The sequence below is a fragment of the Trichodesmium erythraeum IMS101 genome (assembly GCF_000014265.1).
In the GTDB taxonomy this organism is placed as follows: Bacteria; Cyanobacteriota; Cyanobacteriia; order Cyanobacteriales; family Microcoleaceae; genus Trichodesmium; species Trichodesmium erythraeum.
Genome location: NC_008312.1, coordinates 5589847 through 5609997 on the forward strand (window position 1 = coordinate 5589847; position 20151 = coordinate 5609997).

19 protein-coding genes are annotated in these 20151 nt (G+C 33.9%); 13 read left to right on the forward strand and 6 right to left on the reverse strand.

Annotated elements, in window-relative coordinates; genetic code table 11:
• The first annotated feature begins 460 nt into the window (after nucleotides 1-460).
• The 7 genes from TERY_RS37330 (at nucleotide 461) to TERY_RS31090 (ending at nucleotide 2616) form a co-directional block, all read left to right on the forward strand.
• Entirely contained in the window at nucleotides 461-751 is a 291-nt protein-coding gene (locus tag TERY_RS37330; protein ID WP_370495748.1) for a reverse transcriptase N-terminal domain-containing protein, read from the forward strand.
• Between the two features lies 1 nt (nucleotide 752).
• Complete coding sequence (locus tag TERY_RS37335; protein WP_011613033.1) at nucleotides 753-926, forward strand: hypothetical protein; 174 nt, start codon at nucleotides 753-755, stop codon at nucleotides 924-926.
• A 397-nt stretch (nucleotides 927-1323) separates the two neighbouring features.
• Entirely contained in the window at nucleotides 1324-1470 is a 147-nt protein-coding gene (locus TERY_RS33435) for a reverse transcriptase-like protein (protein ID WP_011613034.1), read from the forward strand.
• A gap of 60 nt (nucleotides 1471-1530) precedes the next feature.
• On the forward strand, nucleotides 1531-1737 hold the full coding sequence (locus TERY_RS33440) for a group II intron maturase-specific domain-containing protein (protein ID WP_155994475.1): 207 nt from the start codon (nucleotides 1531-1533) through the stop codon (nucleotides 1735-1737).
• Nucleotides 1738-1863: 126 nt separating this feature from the next.
• Entirely contained in the window at nucleotides 1864-1995 is a 132-nt protein-coding gene (locus TERY_RS37340) for a hypothetical protein (protein ID WP_370495751.1), read from the forward strand.
• Nucleotides 1996-2034: 39 nt separating this feature from the next.
• Entirely contained in the window at nucleotides 2035-2142 is a 108-nt protein-coding gene (locus TERY_RS35315) for a hypothetical protein (protein ID WP_370497266.1), read from the forward strand.
• A gap of 165 nt (nucleotides 2143-2307) precedes the next feature.
• The gene (locus TERY_RS31090) at nucleotides 2308-2616 is read left to right on the forward strand and encodes a C39 family peptidase (protein ID WP_081432560.1); all 309 of its coding nucleotides are present in this window, start codon (nucleotides 2308-2310) and stop codon (nucleotides 2614-2616) included.
• Nucleotides 2617-3201: 585 nt separating this feature from the next.
• Here TERY_RS31090 and TERY_RS31095 read toward each other — a convergent pair.
• Nucleotides 3202-3534 (reverse strand): ParB/RepB/Spo0J family partition protein, encoded by a 333-nt coding sequence (locus tag TERY_RS31095; RefSeq protein ID WP_081432481.1) that lies wholly within the window; start codon nucleotides 3532-3534, stop codon nucleotides 3202-3204.
• Between the two features lie 130 nt (nucleotides 3535-3664).
• Nucleotides 3665-3880 carry a hypothetical protein gene (locus TERY_RS17485; RefSeq protein WP_155994476.1) on the reverse strand — a complete coding sequence of 72 codons (216 nt, stop codon included), beginning with the start codon at nucleotides 3878-3880 and terminating at the stop codon, nucleotides 3665-3667.
• A 171-nt stretch (nucleotides 3881-4051) separates the two neighbouring features.
• On the opposite strand from TERY_RS17485, the gene TERY_RS37345 reads away from it, so the two are divergent.
• From TERY_RS37345 to TERY_RS33450, 6 genes are all read left to right on the forward strand, one after another.
• The gene (locus TERY_RS37345; RefSeq protein WP_370495753.1) at nucleotides 4052-4186 is read left to right on the forward strand and encodes a transposase family protein; all 135 of its coding nucleotides are present in this window, start codon (nucleotides 4052-4054) and stop codon (nucleotides 4184-4186) included.
• 1779 nt (nucleotides 4187-5965) lie between these two features.
• Nucleotides 5966-7225, forward strand: coding sequence for a DNA methyltransferase (locus TERY_RS25650; protein WP_011613037.1), 1260 nt, complete (start codon nucleotides 5966-5968; stop codon nucleotides 7223-7225).
• 213 nt (nucleotides 7226-7438) lie between these two features.
• Complete coding sequence (locus TERY_RS17495) at nucleotides 7439-8482, forward strand: hypothetical protein (protein WP_155994477.1); 1044 nt, start codon at nucleotides 7439-7441, stop codon at nucleotides 8480-8482.
• 1 nt (nucleotide 8483) lies between these two features.
• Nucleotides 8484-10160, forward strand: coding sequence for a zonular occludens toxin domain-containing protein (locus TERY_RS17500; protein ID WP_011613039.1), 1677 nt, complete (start codon nucleotides 8484-8486; stop codon nucleotides 10158-10160).
• A 685-nt stretch (nucleotides 10161-10845) separates the two neighbouring features.
• A complete protein-coding gene (locus tag TERY_RS17505) occupies nucleotides 10846-11574 on the forward strand; it encodes a hypothetical protein (RefSeq protein ID WP_011613040.1) in 729 nt (242 codons plus the stop codon).
• 301 nt (nucleotides 11575-11875) lie between these two features.
• Nucleotides 11876-12076, forward strand: coding sequence for a hypothetical protein (locus TERY_RS33450; protein ID WP_047165189.1), 201 nt, complete (start codon nucleotides 11876-11878; stop codon nucleotides 12074-12076).
• Nucleotides 12077-12752: 676 nt separating this feature from the next.
• On the opposite strand, the gene mutS is transcribed toward TERY_RS33450, so the two are convergent.
• From mutS to TERY_RS17535, 4 genes are all read right to left on the reverse strand, one after another.
• Nucleotides 12753-15458: a DNA mismatch repair protein MutS gene (gene mutS, locus TERY_RS17515; RefSeq protein ID WP_011613042.1), complete on the reverse strand. Its 2706-nt coding sequence runs from the start codon at nucleotides 15456-15458 to the stop codon at nucleotides 12753-12755.
• 1361 nt (nucleotides 15459-16819) lie between these two features.
• Nucleotides 16820-17023: a phycobilisome linker polypeptide gene (locus TERY_RS17525; protein WP_011613044.1), complete on the reverse strand. Its 204-nt coding sequence runs from the start codon at nucleotides 17021-17023 to the stop codon at nucleotides 16820-16822.
• A gap of 1876 nt (nucleotides 17024-18899) precedes the next feature.
• Complete coding sequence (gene apcB, locus TERY_RS17530) at nucleotides 18900-19385, reverse strand: allophycocyanin subunit beta (RefSeq protein WP_011613045.1); 486 nt, start codon at nucleotides 19383-19385, stop codon at nucleotides 18900-18902.
• 188 nt (nucleotides 19386-19573) lie between these two features.
• Nucleotides 19574-20059, reverse strand: a complete 486-nt coding sequence (locus TERY_RS17535; protein ID WP_011613046.1) for an allophycocyanin subunit alpha — start codon at nucleotides 20057-20059, stop codon at nucleotides 19574-19576.
• Nucleotides 20060-20151 lie beyond the last annotated feature (92 nt).

Consider the following 20151-nt stretch of genomic DNA (forward strand, 5'->3'; position numbering starts at 1 on the left):
AGCTCTAACTATCAAAAGAGTGAGTTTGCTAGCAGAGGCTGAAATGTGGACGAACAGGAAGGTAATGAAACTCTCGTTAAAGTTGACCATTCCGAAGATAGCTATGGAATGTAGGGCTTATAGAGTCAGGGGGTCAATGGATGACTATGTAGAAAAGTAGTCATTAGCAACCATACAGAACCCTCCGGGAGAATTTACCCCGCTAAATCAGTCGTAATAAAAGGCGTAAGGGAACGAGAAAACCTCTCTAAGACACCTAAGAATATAGGTCGAGAACTTAGGAAGCCATTCAAGGTCAATCTACGCATAGGGTTGTAGGTCTTAGGGAGAGTAGGATTGGGTAAAAAAGCATATCTATGCAGACGTACCCACTGTTAGACGTAATGTAAAGTAATTAATAGTGATGAATAAAGCTAAAACACTAAAAAGAAAGCCTTGTAATTCAAAGCCCTTTTTAAGCGTGGCATGGGATACAGATGATATAACGTCCCAAGTGAGTGTCAATCCCAATCTCAAGTGGAAAGACGTTAATTGGAAACGGGCCCTGAAGAATGTATTTAAGTTGCAAAAGTTAATTTACAGAGCATCCAGCCGTGGCAAAATCCTTAAGATGCGCAAAGACCAAAGGCTTCTGAGCAAAAGTTATTACCTAAGGTTACTAGCTGTTAGGGGTGTGACTCAGGATAATCAAGGGAAGAAAACTGCGGGTGTAGATGGGATGAAAAAACCTTTCTCCAATGCAGGCATTTAACTTGGTTGACTTATTAAACACAGGCTACCTTAAAGCAAGTCTCACCCTAGAGTCACCGATACCAAAACTAGGTAAAGATGAAAAACGATCGCTAGGCATCCCAAGGATGTATGATAGGGGGTTACAACCCTTGATTAAGTTTGGTATGGAACCTTTTGAGGGAGGCACATTTTGAACCTAATAGCAAAGTATGTTCTGGGTGCTGATATATTTAAGTGTTTTGACTGGATATACTATGATGCACTGCTAAGAAAAATTGGTAGAACATCATATAGATAATTAATCAAAAAATGGTTAATGTCTGGAGTGTTTGACAACAATTAATTTGACCTACTCCTCTTGTTACCCTCCTAATGAAGGGATGGGGTTGGTTAACCAAAGGTAGGGGTTGTCTGACCTCTAAAGTGCAAACATAGTCCTACACTTTATGGAATAAAGGCTAATGGAATTTGTCGAAAAACTCCCTCTAAAATATTCAAGTGGGAAAACAGACAAAATGAGATTAACGACACAGCCTATCCTTAATAGGCTATCCTGATGACTTTGTAATCCTACATGAGGACATCAAAGTAGTGCTACCAGCAAAAGCCTTAATACAGGAATGGTTAAACCAAGTAGGATTATATCTAAGACTAGAAAAAACTAAAATTGCCCACACTCTTGAAGAATATGAAGGGAACAAACCCGGATTTGACTTCCTGGGTTTCAATCTTAGGTAAGGTCAGGTAAAGACAGCTAAAAATGGATATAAAACTTTGATTTAACCATATGCAAAGAGTATGAAAACTTATTATCGGAAACTAGCAGATATATGTGACTCTTGTATAACTGTACCAGTTGAAGTTTTAATAGCAAAACTAAATTTGGTAATTAGAGGATGGGCTAACTACTACTCAACCATAGTCAGTAAAAAGGTATTCCATAAAATGGATATGCTTCTATGGAAACCCATAAGGCACTGGGCAAGGTCGTTGGTATCCAAATAAGAACCACACTTGGGTAAAGAAAAGGTATTTCCTAAAAATTGAGAATGATAACTAGATTCTTGATACCGGCAAATATATGTTAGATAAACACTCAGATGTACATACTTAGTTGGGCATATTAAGTTAATGGGTAATAAAGCTCCCTATGATGGTGACTGGAATTATTGGAGTACCAGAACAGGTAAATATCCAGGGGTAAGGAAAGAAGTCTCAACGCTGTTAAAACAGCAAAAGAATAAATGCGCATTTTGTGGATGACACTTTTGACCAACGGATATAATTGAGGCTGACCAAATCATTCCTAGGTCTAAAGGCGGTAACAACACCTATAAAAATCAACAGGTGTTAGACCTAAATTGCCACGACGTTAAGAGTGCCGAGGATTTAAAAGGAGTTAACCATTAGGACTCATTAGGTCTAAGGTGAAATTTTAAGGATGTACCCATGACTTTGGGGCGTTTAGGAGAGGAGCCGTGATGAGGTGAAAGTCTCACGTCCGGTTCTGAAGACAAGCAGACTCTATAAAGGGCAACCGGAAATGGGTTTACTTAGTTTAACTATACACTCTCTATTGCTGATTTAATACTTTGTCTAAAGGCTGGGTATCCAGTAGTTATAGGAGTAGCTTATAAGAGTAGCGGACATATAGTTGTAGCAACAGGATTTGATCTGGATAAAGAGCAAGTTTTTGTTCATGATCCTTATGGTATCAGGTATGGTGCTAGTAATAATTATGAAATAGGTGCTTATGCTGCGTATGATCCTTATAGTTTTACCCTTCTTGAGCAAATATGGGTTGATATGGGCTCTGAGGCAGGATGGGGAAGAGTTACTCTTGCTGTAGATAATAAAAAGACTGGTTTGCCTGATAACCTCTAAAAATAAGCTCTAAAAATAATATTTGCCTTCTAAGGTTATTGATGGTTATTGAGCTATTATACTTATCTAAAAATACCAGTTTTTAAGGGGAAATAAGGGTTTGAGAACCTTTTGAAGAAGAAGCCTATTAGGAATTTATTTTCTCTAGGCAGAACTTAGGCATAAACTGAGTTATGACGCAAGATTTCGTCATTTGAAAGCTAACTATTTGGGCAGTCAACCCTATTTATTGGTTAGTTTGCTTAAGTCCTAATCAAATTAAATTTATCTACCTGTATTTTCAGGTAGATAAATTTATTTATTTTTTGATGAAAATTAGGATGCTATTGGGCTACAGAAAAATTAAAAGTTAAAAGTAATTGCTCAATGAATTTTCAGCTTTGAAATGCTACGGGAACAGTATTTTTCAATGTGCTATACCAAGTATTCTTTCCTAATAATTCAACAAAGGGACTTGGAATATCACCAAAGATACTACAAACAGTAAAATTATACTCCAAGGAGTAAAAATAAGGCTCAAAAGTAGAGATATTAATGCTATTCCTGCTGTTACTACTTTGACAATCATATATAGTAATCCGATCATCAATCGCGCTGAATAGCTAATGATTGTAAAATCCCTTCAGTTTCTTCCAGAGGACTGAGGCCTTCTCTTAATAAATTTTCTCTCAAAGATAATTGGCAGGCATCCTCATCATTGAGAGAGCGGATAACTACAGGGACAGAAGTTAGTCCAGCTATTTTTGAAGCTCTTAAACGCCTTTCACCTGCAACCAACTCGTATAAATTGTTGTCGGTAGATCGTGCTAATAATGGTTCAAGTACGCCAAACTGAGAAATAGAAGTACTGAGTTGACACAGTGTTTCTTCGTCAAAATAAGGATGTGGTTGAGAGGAAGGTAGAACAATTTTAGCTATGGAGTCTCTTTTTGTCCTATTGAATCTTGCTTCTGGACATTATGTGATATTTCTGATGCAGAGGTGTGTTTTGTGTCAAGTATAAAGTTGTGGAGGGAATTCGTTGAGTCATTTCTATGAAGCTTTGGATTTAGAGGAGTTGGATTGAAGAAGACTTAGTTTTTTGAGTAGAGGGTTTTATTTCTATTCCCGCATTAGAAAAGACTTCTTTGAATAATGATTCAAACTCAGATGGTGAGGAAGCAGCTATAGAACTCGACGTATAAAAAGCAGTGATGTTTTGTCCAGGAGCATCAGCCAGGCATTGTCTTTGATAGATGAAAGTTGACAAAGTGGAAATGTCCAATTCTCCTAAAACCTGCTGGGATCCTCTGAGGCGAATCAAGCTATGAAGTCTAAAATTTGGCCAAACATAAAATTCTTTTCAGTTAATAGTTAGGCGATCGCTAGCCAAGAAAAAAGGTTAATCAAGGCAGGAGGAGGAATAAAAAAGTCTTTCAGCAAGACAGAAGAGATAATGTTGACCTTATATTATTTGCATCATGTACCAAAATTTCAGCGACTAGGAGCAATATTTGGAGTTAGCTCATCAACAGCAAATAATATTTTTCAGGATTTGGATAGATATTTTGAGGTAATTATTACCATCTAGTTTACTAGAGGAATTCTCGGAAAAAGAAAACGAATATTTATGGATAAAAGAGGCTTTGACAGAAATAGAATTGATAGTTGATAGTATAGAGCAGGATAGGGAAAAGCAAAAAAAAATGATGATAAACAGAAAAAGTATTATTCAGGAAAGCCAAAAATTTATAGGGTTAAAAATCAAATAGTAATCACAGAAAAGGCAGAAGAAATTATAGATGTAATAGTAGGAAAAAGAGGTCGAGAAGGTGATATAAAGTTATTCAAAAAAACACAAAAAAAAGTTTGATATAGAAGAAATACTTCAAAGAGACAAGGGGTATCAATGTGGTCAAAAAATTAACAAGCTAAACAAAAAAAATAAGCCATAAAATGCCAGAATAAGTAAAGAAATAGAATCAAAAAAAAGATAAAAAAATAATATTTGTAAGATAAAAAAAATAATATTTGTAGAAAAGATTATAAGACTGATAAAAATATTTATATTGGCACGAGAAAGATTGAGGTTGAAAGAGACTAATTATGACAAGTAATTTTAAAATATATGATTTAGTAAGATGAATAAGAGGAGAATTTATATTATTATAAATCATAAGTTTTGCTCTAAAAAAAAGAAATAAATAACCAGATAAACATGGTGAATAATTAACAGTAACTATCTGTAATACTATAAAGCCCGTAAAAAATGACTATCTGGTGGAGCTGGCGATCGCTCCCCAAAAGATATTTACAGTAAGGGAAGTGATAATTTTTGGAGATGTCTATTAATAATTTTGACATAGTAACTAAATGCAGCTTCTCTTAAACTGGAAATATAGAAACTTTCATATTTTGTATTGTTTAAACGCCAGGGTATTTGAGCAGGTTCTTTTAGGTTAATGGATTCAGGAATGACAAGTAAATATTTGATAGGATGTGTCTTTTTAGATTTAATTTATTCAGTTATAACTTTTGATAAAATCAAATAGTGGCAACCAATGAGTAAAAACAGAAGAACAAAAGCAGATTTTTTGGGTTCTTAACGTTGATTGTTTTTTGCATTCTATTATGTCGAATGCTTGCACCAGGATATAACTAACTAACTAACGATAGGAGTATAACCTTCTATTAATTTATGGTTTTAGGGTTACATAATTTATGACTAAAGTTTTGATTAATATAAGAGTTCAACTGTTTGTAATAAAGACGAGTTTTTACACCATAAACTTGAAAAAATATTGAGGTTTTGGAATTATTTACCTTTCAGTAATAGACAAAATTGCTGATAAATTACTAATTTTATTAATAAACAAAGTAATAAATGAGGGTAAGGTTTTCAGCAATTTAGTTCCTGATGCTTTGTATTTTTTCAGCAATTGTTGTAAAAATTTGTTGTGTTGTAATAATGTAGTATTTAGTGCTTTATCTACATAAATTTTATTGATTAATTGCAGAGATTAAGGATTTAATACTGTTAATTAAATCAGTTCTATTTTATCTACTTAAAATTCTTATTTAAGCAACCAATTTAATACTATTTTTCTTTTCGATTCTAGTTTACAATAACGTTATATGGAGTCAATTTTTATGATATTTTACCTACTCTTTGAGATGGCTTAGAAAATATTTTTTCGAGTTTTTTTTAGAAATATATAAATTCTTAATAGTGGTATAATTTCAATATCATAATTTTAGATAATTGTAGATAAAAATTGAGACATTTTAATAATTATTATGGAGAATCATTGTAATTATAATATATAATATAAATAAAAAAATTATTGGCAACAAATACTGTCAAAAATAAATGCTTAGAATACACAGATTAGTAGAAATATTTCCACCTATGACTCCAGAGGAATTTGAGAGTCTAAAAAAAAGTATTCATCGTAACGGTCAACAAGTACCTATTAAAGTTTTAAAGTTAACTAATGAAATTATTGATGGAAGACATCGATACCAAGCTTGTCAAGAATTAAATATTGAACCTTTAATTGAATGGATTGAAGATGATTTGAAAGAAAAAAGGTTACGCTCTCTAGTTGTTAAACTTAATCTGGATCGGAGGCATTTAACACCTTCTCAAAAAGCTTGGATTGCTGCTAGTTTTGCTGATTTAGAAAGAGGACAGTTTCATGGAAATAGATATACTGAAACCTTACATTCTAATATCGGCAATTCTGCCAATACTAAACTACCTCTAGGGCAAACTCAATCTGCAATTGCTAAATGGTTTGGTTCATCTGAAAGAGCAATTCGACAAGTAAAAAAAATCAGACGTGAAGCTCCTGAATTCAATAATTATATATATATGGGAGAGGTGAAAATTGATGATGCTTACTGCTTACTATCTGAAGTTCCAGAAGTGAGGCAGCAGGTATTAAAGAGGTTCAATGAAGACAAATCTTTGAATAAGAAACCAAAAAAGCTTTGCCAATATAAAAATGACATACTTAAAGAACAAGCTCAGTCTAATATAAAGAAGGCGATCGCTAATAACTTTTTAATAGAAATATCAGAATCATTGTTAGTACAATTAGGAGAAACTTGGCAACTTGGTAGACATCAATTAAGTTGCTGTGACTCTTCTACATGGAATCCTCCTTATGCAAAACTAGCCTTTGCCGACCCACCATATAATTGTGGAATAGCAGAATGGGATTTCCATTTTAAATGGAAGCATGACTGGTTAATCAACAAAGCTGATTTAGTGTTAGTCACACCAGGGGATGAATCTTTAGCAGGATTCCTCAAAAAAACTGAGATGCCTTATAGATGTACAATTGCTCACTGGATAAAAAATGGTATGAGCAAGGGAGCAATGGGCTATGGTAATCATATATTGGGATTAGTATTTTGTAAGGAATCTACTCCTTACAAAGTTACAGGAGTCAGAAACCAAAGTTTTTCTACTGGTGTAATTAAATTAGACGAGACTAATGAGACTAGTCATCCTGGCAGAAAACCTTTAGATTTTTTAGTAACTTGGATAGAAAAGTTAACTAAACCAGGGGATTTTATTATTGATCCGTTTTTAGGCAGTGGTACTACTTTATTTGCAGCATAAGCAACTAACAGAACTTGTTATCGAGTAAAGATGTCTCCTAAGTATTTTACAGAAATAATAGGTAGATGGTTAGTATCAAATAAAGAAAAATCTGTTAGGATTTAACAAATTAAAGTAATCATGTGCTAGTGTATTTTTACAACTAAATAAGGACTTCAATCTACTCAACAGAAGGATTTAATTAATAACTTCCATCCTAGAATGGAAGAGTTAATGAGAAAAATACAGGAAAGCAAAGATAAAGATAACATCAGAGAATGTCTCTTACAAAACAAGCATATTTACGAATATAAAGGTGAAGCTAGTGAAGAAGAAGTATTAGGAGTTGATGCAGCTACAGCTTTTTGTGACTATGGAGAAATATCAACGGCTTTAGCTACAGGAGTTGTTTCTTCTACTTCAGAAAATGTCAAACCAGTGTATAAATATAAAGCTGTTTATGGTACATCTAGTGAAACTTTTTCTAGGGCAACTAATTACTTAAGATGTTGGTCTGAATTAGCTGCATTAAAATATGCTACAGAACAAGACACTTGGGTTTTGTATGATGGGAGCTTTACAAGTATTAATTTTGAAATGGGCAAATGGGCATCTGTAATGCCAAAAGAAGGAGATATATCTCGTGATTTTGTGGAATCAGAACTACTAACTGACTTATTTGTTGAGTCTATTAAAAGTGAAGATTCGGATTGGTTTACAGTATTTGGAGATAGAAAATTAAATAAGGTAATTTCAGTTGGGAAAAGAGGGATTAGTAAATACTACTCAACGAATGTAATTAAAGATTTTGAGATAGAAGATACTGCTTTTCTCCCCTCTGATAAATTTATTTTAGGCACAGTTTTGCAAGCTAATGAGTATACAAAATCTTTGTCTTATGAGCAAGTATTTGTCAAATCACATGGCTCAGGAACGCCTGGTTATGGTCATCCAGGATTAAAGTCTGAAGACCGTTTTAATTCAATGCAAAATGACGTGGAAAGAACATATAAAAATTTACAAATTTTGCATTTTAAACCCTGGCCTTGGTCGCCTGTTTTGAAGATAGAATATAATAAGGAACGTTGCGAGTTAAATGATGTATTAGCAGTTATAAAAGGGCAAACTAAGACTCGTTCAATTCTTGAACCAATGGCTTTGTATTTAGCGGATTTATTAGCTAAACAAACTCAATCAGTAATGAATTTTTATGGTGATATAAATACTCGCCGTTATCCTAAACTATTTTCAGCATATCGAACATCAAAAAGAGGTTAAAATGACAAACATTGTTGAGATTGCTTCAATCAATAGTTATAAAGGTGGAAAATTAAATGTAACTATTCGTTCTCAGGCAACCAGAAAGAGCTTAACTGGTAAAATGTGCGAATTTAAAATCGAAACATCAGACCAAGGTACACTTAGAGTATTATGTCGAATCAACTCAGTAGATATGGCTAACCCTATCCATGAGAATCGTGGTTTTCAACAAGCGATCGCCGATCAAGGCAAACTCCAATATTATTCTGGTGATTGTGATGTAGTAACAGCAACAGTTGAAATTATTTCATGTATAACAGCAGATAAATTGATACCTACAAGTATTGCTTGTCCTCCACAGTCGGGAACGCCTTTAAGGGAAATAAAAGGAAATAGTATTATTGACTTTCAACCTGAGAAACAATATAAAGGGACAATTGGAAATTTAATTGATGCACCTGAGATGCCCATGTCAATAACAGTTCGACACTTTGGTGCTTATGACAAAGGAGGTTATGGAGAAGCAAAACATAGTGTAGTTTTTGGTCAAAATGGTTCTGGAAAAACTGTTATTGCCTTGGCTAAAATAGCCTGTGAATTGGTTCAAAATCCGCAAATGGGTTGCTTAATTCCTGATACAGCAGGGGATATTGCTAAACATGGTTCTCATGATAGAGGTGATTTTAAGTTTAGTTTTTTAGAGTTGCTGGATAAAGGAGGTAGATTAGCCGAACAAATTAATATAGAAGATATTCGTCTAGTTTCCAAAACTTTTTTCAAGCAAATGTTAACGCCTATCATCCGACAAAAACTTAATACGATGCCAGATAATGCTACGCGTTTAACAGACAAAATTACCGAAAGCTTATTTGATAAAACAGTTGATATTACTAAGGCAACACCTGATGTAATTTTAAACATGATTGTTGAGAATGTAGCGACCGTTTTTTCAACTAAAGCTAAACAAAAGGAAAAAACAGAACAAGCTCAGGAGCTTACTCAACAACCCCTTAAAAGAGAGTTTATCAAAACTTATAATGCCAACGTCGTTCATTTTTTTGAAGGAAAGTATGCTTTGCCAGAACTCGTTGATGGTTTTCTTGATAGAGGGCGGGTGATTTTACTCAATATGTCTAAACTATCGGAGCAAGCACAGCGCAGTGTAATGTATGAGATATTTGCTTATGTAAAATCAAAGTCGGAAAAGGACTATAAAGCTTTTAGTAAAACCCGAAATGGCTTAATTGTTCTTGATGAAGGACCTCGGTGGTGTCCGCAATCAGGTGGAGATGAAATAACCAGTACAATAATAGACGCTTACAATACTACCCGAAAGCTGGGTATTGGTTGGATGATTATTTCTCAAAGAATTACTGCTATTGATAAAAATATCTTAGCACAAGCTCATACAAAATTTGTCGGGCGTGGAATGGGTATAGGTGCTGATGCTGAATATATTAGTACTTTATTTGGTAAAGAAGGGTTAGTTATGTATGATTCATTAAGACTTAGGGGAGGTTATTTCTGGTTAGCAACAGGACATCAGGTTAACTATGGTCAAGGTTCTCAATATATGGCTTTTGATTCTTTTGGGGGAAATGCAACAGCTAAGATAATTAAAGCTAATCCTCATATTTGGCAAAATCAAGAAGAGATGTCTTTAGTTGTGGGAAGGGATGATAAAACTTTATCCTAACCCTGAGTTTTAAAATTCAGATAGGGGGATAATTAAGGTTACACATTTTCTAGGCATAAAAATTCTTATTTGCGTAGCATGACAAACGGCAAGGTTAGTCTAGGTATAATATATATCAGATATAGTAGCGCTACTTCCTTTTCTCTCAAGTTTATTACTTCAGAGACTTCCCTTTCAAATTTTGGTACAGACTCTCAGAAAATAAATGTTTGAATTCCAAATAATTGACTATTGACTACAGAATTTATTGATAGCAATTCTATTTTATTTATGTATAAAAAACCTTACTGTTTTTAGGAAACAAACAACAGGCAATAGGCAACAGGCATGATTTTCAAGTTTTTTATCTACTTTTTTATTTGTCACAACCTATTTAGGATTGCTATATAAAAAAAATAGATTTATTTGTTTGAATAAATAAACTAAAATCTACTGCAATCAATAGATGTGGAGGTTTTTATTTTAACTGACGTTTTTCGTATAAAATTTATTCTATTTGACTTGAAGTGATTTTGCATAAATTTAACCTCCTTAGTCTATGTAAGCAAAAAAATATAAAATATAGTATAATAAAAATACCTAGAGAAATGCTACCAACATTTTTCTAGGAAGTCAAGTAAATCCTCAGAGACTTAAAGCTGACTAGGCAATTTATCTGAGGCTCTATAATTTAAATATAGCATAAATGCTACAAAAAACAAAAAAAGCTGTAGTTACTACAGTTAAAGTTGGTCATATCGAATTTGAAGGCTTAATGCTGCCAAATGGTAGCTATGCAATAGCCATAAGTCAGTTAGACGCTCTTGGTTTGATCCGACAAAACAAAGCATCAAAAGTTCTGAAAGCTTCGCTAGGAAATAGTTTCCAATTCGACAAAACTATTTCCGAACTAAACCCTAGAGCGGTTAATATAATCTCGTTATTGGATTTTGAAAAGCTATTAATCAAGTTAGACAGAAAGGGACATAAACCTGCGCAAGATTTAAGAGATGAGTTAATTGGTTTATCTTTTAAGCAGGTGTTATCTGAGGCTTTTAGGCAAAAGTTTGAGAAAGATGAGAATCAACAATGGCTCAAAGAGCGTCAAGATGGGAAATATATGCGACGTACCTTCACTGATTCAATAAAAGACTACATTGAAAATAATCCACAACTATCAAATAACGATAAAACCTGGATATATTCAAATGCTTCGGATACTCTTAATAAGCTAATGTTTGGGCGAACTGCAAAACAGCTTTGTAAGTCTTATCAATGTAAGAAAGACCAACTTCGTGACCAGTTTGAGCGCAAAGATATAATAGGCATCCGACGGCTAGAAGAGCATGCAATGAACCTTGTAGATCGTCAAAATGTCCACCCCGTTCAGGCTGTTAAAGAAGCTTTTAGTTTCTGGGATGGTGCTAGGGTCTGATTTCTGTAATTGTTGCTTTTGCTGTGGGCATTAAATTTAATTTGATCATATCTTCATTAACAGTTCTCAACTTAAAGGAGAAAATTCTGCTCAAGAGTCAATAGCTAATATTGTAGGGGTAACTCGGAGTAGATGATATCAAATCTCACAAGCGATAACAGAAGGGGGATATAAGCAAATCAAAAAAATGTTAGTTTTGTTTGTAGAGAGTATAAACAAAACTAACATTCCCAAAAAGAGGCTTTCTCTGAGTTACCTGAGGAAGTTAAATGGTTTATTGAGGAGTAGATTCCAAACTTCCATGAATAGAGAAAGGGGAAAATATAGAGGAAATAGCCCAACAAGTAGAGGTTATGATAGCAAGTTTTGGAGAAAAGATTCTAGAGCATATCCCAATAAAGACTCTTTTACCCCTAATAAAGTTGTTTTTGGCCCCAATGCCCCCTGCTTTTTGGGAGAATTTGCGATCGCAACTAGACCCGATACCTATTTGATGTCCTAAAATATTTAAAAATCTAAGTCCTATTATTGATAGGCCTGCTTTGTTATGGCTTAATAGACTTCTAAGTTAGGCTCGCACAAGATCCCTATTATATGCGCCGAAAAATATCATATCCTCCCGTAAGGGAGCAAATCTCCTCTATTAAATAATACTAAAATATACTTGTAGTATTATTTGACTAATTAGCCATTTAAATAACTAACACTATTCTGATTCAGCTTTTTTATCCAATAAAATCTGATAACCTTTCTGAACTATTTGAGTATTAGGATGTTCATCTCCCAACAGCCTCTTAAATATTTCTAATGCTTACAAATACAAAGATTCTACTTCTTTATACCTTCCTTAATTATCATAAAGTGATGCCAAATTATTGAAGCTACTGGCAACATCAGGATGTTTATCTCCCAACAGCTTCTTATTTTATGATTTTGATACCATTTGATACCATACTATACTATTATTTTTATTATTTTAGATATGTGTAATTAATTTTGTGTACCTATCTTATAAGTATTGCTTTGGATCAAGCTCAACTACAAACAAAAAAAAGAGAGGAAATCAAAGCTTAATATTTAAAGTCTCTCTTTTTTTTTTACAAAAAAAATTACCTCTGGGTTATTTTTAATTGTTTAATTTTTACCTCTGATAACTGGTAATTATTAACTGATAAACTTCATAATAAACTATCTCCAAATTCTTCACTAAAAATATCTAACTGCTCCACAGTTATAATTTCTTCCTCTTCTTTTTTATTAATTCCTTTTCGTAAACCAATAGCTATTTTGCTATGGTTTTCAATTTGCTGCATTACCTGTCTTGCTCTTGCAATTACTGAATCTGGTAAACCAGCTAATCTTCCCGCTTCAATACCATAAGACTTATCCGCCCCACCAGGTTGTACTTGATGCAAAAATACAATTTTATCCGGCAATTCTTTCACTGTTACCTGATAGTTTGCCACATTATCCAAAATAGAAGAAAGTTCATTTAATTCGTGGTAATGAGTAGCAAAAATTGTCCGAGACAAAATTTCCGTTGCCAAATATTCTGCCACTGACCAAGCAATCGAAATTCCATCAAAAGTTGCCGTTCCCCTGCCAATTTCATCCAACAAAACCAAAGACTTTTCCGTAGCATGATTCAAAATATTTGCCGTTTCATTCATCTCCACCATAAAAGTTGATTGACCAGTAGCTAAATCATCCACAGCTCCCACACGAGTAAAGATGCGATCGCTCACCCCTAAAACAGCAGAGCTTGCCGGAACAAAACTGCCAATTTGTGCCATTAATTGAATCAATCCTACCTGCCGTAAATAACAACTTTTACCACTAGCATTAGGACCAGTTAAAATAATTAAATCCGGCGCCGAATAGGGAGTAATTCCCGAATTATTTTTCTCTAAATTTTTACTTCCCAATATAGCAGTATTTGGTACAAAAAACCCAGCAGGTAAATATTTTTCTACCACCGGATGACGACCTTCAATAATTTTCAATTCTCGGCTATCAACCATAGTAGGACGGACATAATTTTGATAAATTGCTACATCTGCCAAACCACATAAAATATCAAGAGCTGCCACAGCGCGGGAAACATTTCTAATCTCTTCTGCATATTCCCCTACTTCATTTCTTAAATCAACAAAAATATCATATTCCAGCTCATTCAAATCATCTTGTGCCGTTAAAATTCTAACTTCTCTTTCCTTTAATTCCTCAGTAATATAACGCTCCTCATTCGTCAAAGTTTGCTTCCGAGTATAATCATCCGGAGCCAAATTTGCCTTTGATTTAGAAATACTAATGTAATAACCAAAAGCCTTATTATAACCAACCTTTAAATTAGGAATTCCAGTCCTTTCTCTCTCCGTTGTCTCCAAAGAAGCAATCCATTTTTGGTCTTCTTCTGCTAACTTCCGCATCTCATCTAATCGTTCATTTATACCAGGGCGAATTAACCCTCCTTCTTTTAACTTTTGAGAAGGAGACTCAACTAAATTGGAATGAATTTTTTTTCCCAATTCTTGTAATATTGGTGGTATTTTTTGCAACACCTTTAAATAAGGAGAATTACCTTGAGAAACGAAAGTAGAAAGTTCAGGAAGTTTCGTTAAAGAGTCAGCTAAAAAAACTAAATCTCTAGCATTTGCCGTACCAGCACCAGTACGGCCAGTTAAACGCTCTAAATCGTAAATTTGACGTAATACTCTTTGAATATCTTGACGTAGATCATTATTTTGTATCAGCTCGTCAATAGTATCATGTCTAGCACGAATACCCTTCAAACTAAGAAGTGGTTGTTGCAACCAACGTCTTAAAGCACGCCCACCCATTGCAGTACTAGTCTTGTCAACTACCGACAACAACGAACCTTGATAACTACCATCCCGCACCGTTTGAGTAATTTCTAAATTCCGCCGACTCTGGTGATCGAGAATCAAAAAATCTGCCAAAGTATAGCTACGCAAACGTTGTAAAGGAACTTGATTTTCCTTTTGGGTTTCTTCAAGATATTCCAGTAAACCTCCCGCAGCACGCACCCCCAAAGGAAGACGTTCGCAACCGAGACCTTCGAGGGATGCCAGTTGAAATTTCATCAACAGTCGCTCCTTTGCCTCCCCCAAACTAAAAGGTTGTTGTGGGCGCAGAGAATAGCAAAAAGAATGAGGGAGATATTCCGGTAAATGATCCGATCTTTCTCCTGGCCGTAACATAAAACCTATATCTGGTGCTTTAGTCGGAAATAGCACCTCCGAAGGTTGCAAACGCATTAATTCTTGGGTTAGCTGGTCTAAACCTTCAGTTTGAGTCGTGAGAAACTCTCCAGTAGAAATATCCGTGTAAGCAAGTCCCCAATAATTTTTGGCAATAACGACTGCAGCTAAATAATTATTGTAGCGTGCTTTCAGCATTCCATCATCGGTAAGAGTGCCGGGAGTAAGGATGCGAGTAATTTCACGCTTGACTTGACGGTTTTCTTTTTTAGCAATAGCAGAGTCTTCTACTTGATCGCAAACGACCACCGCATAACCTTTTTCTACTAAGAAAGTAGCATATTTTTCTACCGCATGATGAGGTACACCAGTCATGGGGACTCTACCAATTTCTTTGCCAGCGTGTTTAGTGGTTTGTACTAGTTCTAATTCTTGCGCGATCGTAACAGCATCCTGAAAAAAACACTCAAAAAAGTCACCTACTCGAAATAGTAAAAGAGCATGAGAATATTGTTGTTTAACTTCCACATAACGTTGCATCATTTCTGACAGTTTGCTAACGTCAATTTTACTATAATCAGCATTAGTAGGAAGAGAATTTTCTAGTTCCTCTTCTTTGGGTTGTGCAGATTTTGGAGTAGATGTAGATGCGGAATATTTCATAGATATTAAATCGTTTATTGAATTTTATTTAGTCTAATTGTCATTAGACTGTATCAGAAAAATTGTGTGTTACTTTAGATAATAGGAAATAGGAAAGAAATTACAGAGAAATGTCCTTTAGTATAGGAATTACCCACGCCGAACAAGGAACCAGGTTTATTGCTCTGATTATTTTTTGGCACAACCAAAATTGCCCATCATAATCAGGTTTTTGTGTAAATCCTAAGAGAGTAGATGGGAGAGTAGATATTAGTATGATGGGACATCTAATACTTTAAGTGAATGGAATATACTTTTTTATGCCGATACTACCAGTACTTTGAGATTTTTGAAACTGAAAATATCTTAAAACCAACTATTACCAAGGAATACATCATTCTTGGCTAAAAATTAGATGAAATCTAGATACATCAAGAAAACAGCTAATTTAATTGAAAAACATTTCTTAATAACATTTTGACCTTATTTTTAACCTATTTTTTCCTAAAGTCCCACTACCAAATTTGATATTACCGCAAACTCCAAATTAATATAGTCCAATTTAAGGAGGTAAATATTTTTTACGTGTTGCTAAATTTAGGGATGAATATAATTAGGGCGGGCATTCTACCTGCCCAAAAATATAACGAACAACATTTGACCATGAGCATAATTTGTGTCAATGCCTTGAGAATTCATCAGCAAGCCCTAAATAGAAAAAGAGGCCATCATGGTCTCTTTTTGAAAATTCAGATTCTCTTTGTAGCTAAAGGCCTGGAGATTCTCCTCAGAATAGGATTACCCATTTGCATTCCCCAACTATAGGCGTTTTATCTTCCAGGGGCAAAATCTTGAGTCCACTTAAATTCAACACTTTGCAACGTTTAATCTAGAGGTGGTTCTGATTTATATAACTGATATAAAACAGCACTTGTTTATGATATTTCAATATTTACAAACTACTTTTGTTCTAGGTAAAGCATTTACTGGTCTGAGCGATCATCTTGATTCCATCTTTGTACTCTTGTACTGGTCATTTATGAAATAATTACCAGTTTTTTTTAATAGCCCCAACCACTATTCCTATAGTTAAATAATCGTAAATATATGCCTTAATACCATTTATGATGTGACTACTTTATTCCTACTTGAGGGAAAGCGCATATATTAACTCCTAATATTTCAATAGCTTCTCTTGAGTTGACAAATTTTACCACAATTATGACGAATGAATTACTAGCACACTCGAGACTCTTAGATTAGTAAATTGTCAACTAAGTTATAGCTATCTTCAAAGATTTGTTTTATTGGAAAAACTGGTTGACCTATAAAATTTTACTATAAAATTTTAGGGGGAAGCTTTGAACCCAATTATTGGTAATTTAAAGTAACCCAGTATTTGCCCCTTGTTTACCAGTAGCCAACTCTACCTTGACAATTTTTCCACCCATTTTCATAATTCTTTGCTGTTCTTTGAACCAGTTATCATAAGGAACAAGCTTGGTAAAGTAGGTATTTTGTAGTTCTCGTTGGGTACGGATCCGAGTTTGACTAGGAACGCAAGCTGTGATCTTAAACATTCTCATGGTAAAAATTTCTCCTAATATTTGGTCAAGGTTTTCTTATTTCCTTACACTGATTTCTTTGTTACAAATGCGCTTAGAAGCTCTTAAATATATAGTTTATAAAAATATAGTTACACAAGACAGAATATCCTGCATGACAGGTATTTTCTTGACTGTGTGAACTACAACAACTATTATCCCATGCTCAGAGACATCAGGAAGCTGCTTTTCTCATAATGTTCAATAATTTTTCACATTACTATTTGATTAATCCTTTACTGTCGATACTTTATGCATTCCTCTTTTTACAATTTTTCCCTAAAAAAAAAGTGCCTTGATTTTTTGTGCTTTTCAAATGAAAACCGAAGAAAATCGTTATCTATAAAACTTGCTTTTGAGGTATGAGGTATAGGCATAATATTCTACAATAACTATTACATTTATCTCTACCCAATACGGCTTTATAAGATTAAATTTAATTAACTTAATTATAAGGGATACAGACAAAATATGAAATATTTCTTTTCCCTAAGTTTACCTTTTGCTTCTCGTCTTCATCTTGGCCTCTTATCAAAGTTACTCTATATCTGATTAATCAGGATATCAATAATCATTCATATATGCTTTACTGAAATAATCATATATGAATGAATTCTTTTTTTAATATCAGCCTTTTCAGTCCTAAGCTTAATTAATGTTTCTAGAGTTAAGATTTTAGGAAGCTTTTAAATTTATTATAGTATTGATTGATAAATTTTAATAGTCTACCATTTATCAAGAGCGGTTTAATTCCGGCTTGATTAAAAATTTCAGCTCTAGAGCCCATAAAAATATAGCTAAATTGTTTAATCCGAAACCAATACTGTGGCAACGATTTTTCTTTAGCTCCTATTGTTTTTAAGTAGCTTCATAAATAACTTTAATTGACTTTATAGTTAAGTCTAGGAACGAGAGGAACTTGTTAGGAATATGAAGTGGGTACTAAGATTTTTAAATAAATCCCAGTTTGGATCATATGAATTATTCCTTGCTTAAATTGCCTCTAGCTGGTGGCTTGTATCGTCAAATATCGAACATTGCTTCTAGTTTTTTTATTTTAATATCTAAAAACCTTGACTGTTTCTCTTTAAAAAATTCATTCGTTGCTAAAAAACTCTTCGGAGTTTCTCTCTAAAATCATCAATAAAAGTTGAGATACTTTAACTAGCATTGCTTAATTGCTTGATAGTCTCCTTGAGATTGCAGTGTTTTTTGTAGATCATAATAGTGACTATAAGTATTTTCAAATATCTATGACTGACGAACTAAATAATTAGTCTAGCCACATAGAGATTTATATATCAAGAAACTAAGTCAATCAATTTAAGCCAAAAACAGATGATTTTTATGAATCATAAGTCTTTCAACTAATCTGATAAATCAAGATGTTAAAATTACTAAAGGAGCCAAGCACTTAAAAATTTTTATAATTATTTATTATTTAAGTATCAGCCAATTTAACTATACTATTAAACATAAATTCTAGAGATATTAAATCTTGTAGAATATTGAGTATATCCTTTGTACAAATAAACGAAGATATTTAACATTATTTGACTATATTTGACTATATTTATGTAAACTTTTAATCTACCAGATTACTAGCACCAAACACCATAACTCTAGTAAAAAATCCACTAACGTTACTAAATAACCTCAAACTCAAGTCTAACAATATCCAAGGCAGGGAGCCATAGAATAAATGCTAGTGTACTAAAACTTATATGTTCATTCAATAAGCCTTTGGTAATCTAACACTCAATCTAGGTTTCCCTAGCCTAGAAATAAAAAATCAATTAGAACAAAAAAGAAAATCAACTCTTTTTTCTATTTTCTATTTTGATGACTGGTTGCTAAATTAGCTTAAACCTGAGCATATATAGTCAAAGTAAACACCCATTTCCCTGCCAGCATCAGGACCAACTAAACTAGCAGTAACTTCCTTCATAGCTTGAATAGCCTGCACTGTAGCACCAATGGGTACACCCAGAGAATTATAAGTTTCTTTTAGACCATTTAATACGCGCTCGTCTAAAATAGAGGGGTCTCCTGCCAGCATAGCATAAGTAGCATAACGTAGATAATAATCCAAGTCACGAATGCAAGCAGCATAACGACGGGTAGTATACATATTACCACCAGGACGAGTAATATCAGAGTAAAGTAGAGCTTTGGCTACAGCGTCCTTAACTATACCTGCAGCATTAGCGCTAATAGTAGTTGCAGCTCGAACCCTTAATTGGCCTGTTTGAAAGTAGCTAGAAAGTCTACCTAGAGCATCATTATCAAGGTATTTACCTTGAACGTCAGAAGAATTGATAACCGCGGTAATTGCGTCTTGCATTGTTGATTGATTTCCTTAAAATTACTGAATCTGGAAAATTATTAAATAATTAAAGGCCATGAATTTAGATGTTTAATCATAGACTTAAACTTGATATTTCAGGAAGTTTTAAATTGTTCAAATATTCCTTGATCATCAAATTTTATCTAACATCTATTTTTATCTAACATCTATAAAGATATTTAGCCTTAACTCATAGCACCGATAACATAGTCAAAGTAAGTAGCAGCTTCGCTACCTGCTTCATAATCTAAAAGTGAACAAGTGACAGTTTTCATGCAACGAACACCTTCAGCAACAGCTTCAATAGGAGTTCCTAAAGACTTATACATTTCACGAACGCCTACAAGTCCGATCTCTTCAATAGGAGTAACATCACCAGAGACAATACCGTAAGAAATTAAACGCAAATAATAATCAAGATCCCGTAAACAAGTAGCAGTCATCTCTTCACCGTAGGCATTACCACCAGGAGAGACAACATCCGGACGCTTTTGGAATAGTTGTTGACCAGCTTCCTTAATAATTTTCTCACGAGATTCAGTCATAACTTGAGCAATCCTAACACGGGTTTCTCCAGCCTTGACAAAGTCTTTGATTCTCTCTAATTCACCGGGACTCAAATAACGAGCCTCGGCATCTGCATTAACAATTGATTTAGTAACAATACTCATGCTCTCTTCCTATAAAGTTAAGGTAAAAGGTTGCTTGACATACTCCTAACGTTGTCCATAGTCAGGCAACATGGAGTTCTTCGACTCAATGT

What these genes read in the sequence shown, in the direction of transcription:
- TERY_RS37340 (WP_370495751.1), top strand. Translation starts at nt 1,864, where the DNA reads ATGGGTAATAAAGCTCCCTATGATGGTGACTGGAATTATTGGAGTACC.
- TERY_RS37345 (WP_370495753.1), top strand. Translation starts at nt 4,052, where the DNA reads ATGTTGACCTTATATTATTTGCATCATGTACCAAAATTTCAGCGACTA.
- TERY_RS17505 (WP_011613040.1), top strand. Translation starts at nt 10,846, where the DNA reads ATGCTACAAAAAACAAAAAAAGCTGTAGTTACTACAGTTAAAGTTGGT.
- TERY_RS33450 (WP_047165189.1), top strand. Translation starts at nt 11,876, where the DNA reads ATGAATAGAGAAAGGGGAAAATATAGAGGAAATAGCCCAACAAGTAGA.
- TERY_RS25650 (WP_011613037.1), top strand. Translation starts at nt 5,966, where the DNA reads ATGCTTAGAATACACAGATTAGTAGAAATATTTCCACCTATGACTCCA.
- apcB (WP_011613045.1), bottom strand. Translation starts at nt 19,385, where the DNA reads ATGCAAGACGCAATTACCGCGGTTATCAATTCTTCTGACGTTCAAGGT.
- TERY_RS33440 (WP_155994475.1), top strand. Translation starts at nt 1,531, where the DNA reads ATGAAAACTTATTATCGGAAACTAGCAGATATATGTGACTCTTGTATA.
- mutS (WP_011613042.1), bottom strand. Translation starts at nt 15,458, where the DNA reads ATGAAATATTCCGCATCTACATCTACTCCAAAATCTGCACAACCCAAA.
- TERY_RS17535 (WP_011613046.1), bottom strand. Translation starts at nt 20,059, where the DNA reads ATGAGTATTGTTACTAAATCAATTGTTAATGCAGATGCCGAGGCTCGT.
- TERY_RS17495 (WP_155994477.1), top strand. Translation starts at nt 7,439, where the DNA reads ATGAGAAAAATACAGGAAAGCAAAGATAAAGATAACATCAGAGAATGT.
- TERY_RS17525 (WP_011613044.1), bottom strand. Translation starts at nt 17,023, where the DNA reads ATGAGAATGTTTAAGATCACAGCTTGCGTTCCTAGTCAAACTCGGATC.
- TERY_RS17500 (WP_011613039.1), top strand. Translation starts at nt 8,484, where the DNA reads ATGACAAACATTGTTGAGATTGCTTCAATCAATAGTTATAAAGGTGGA.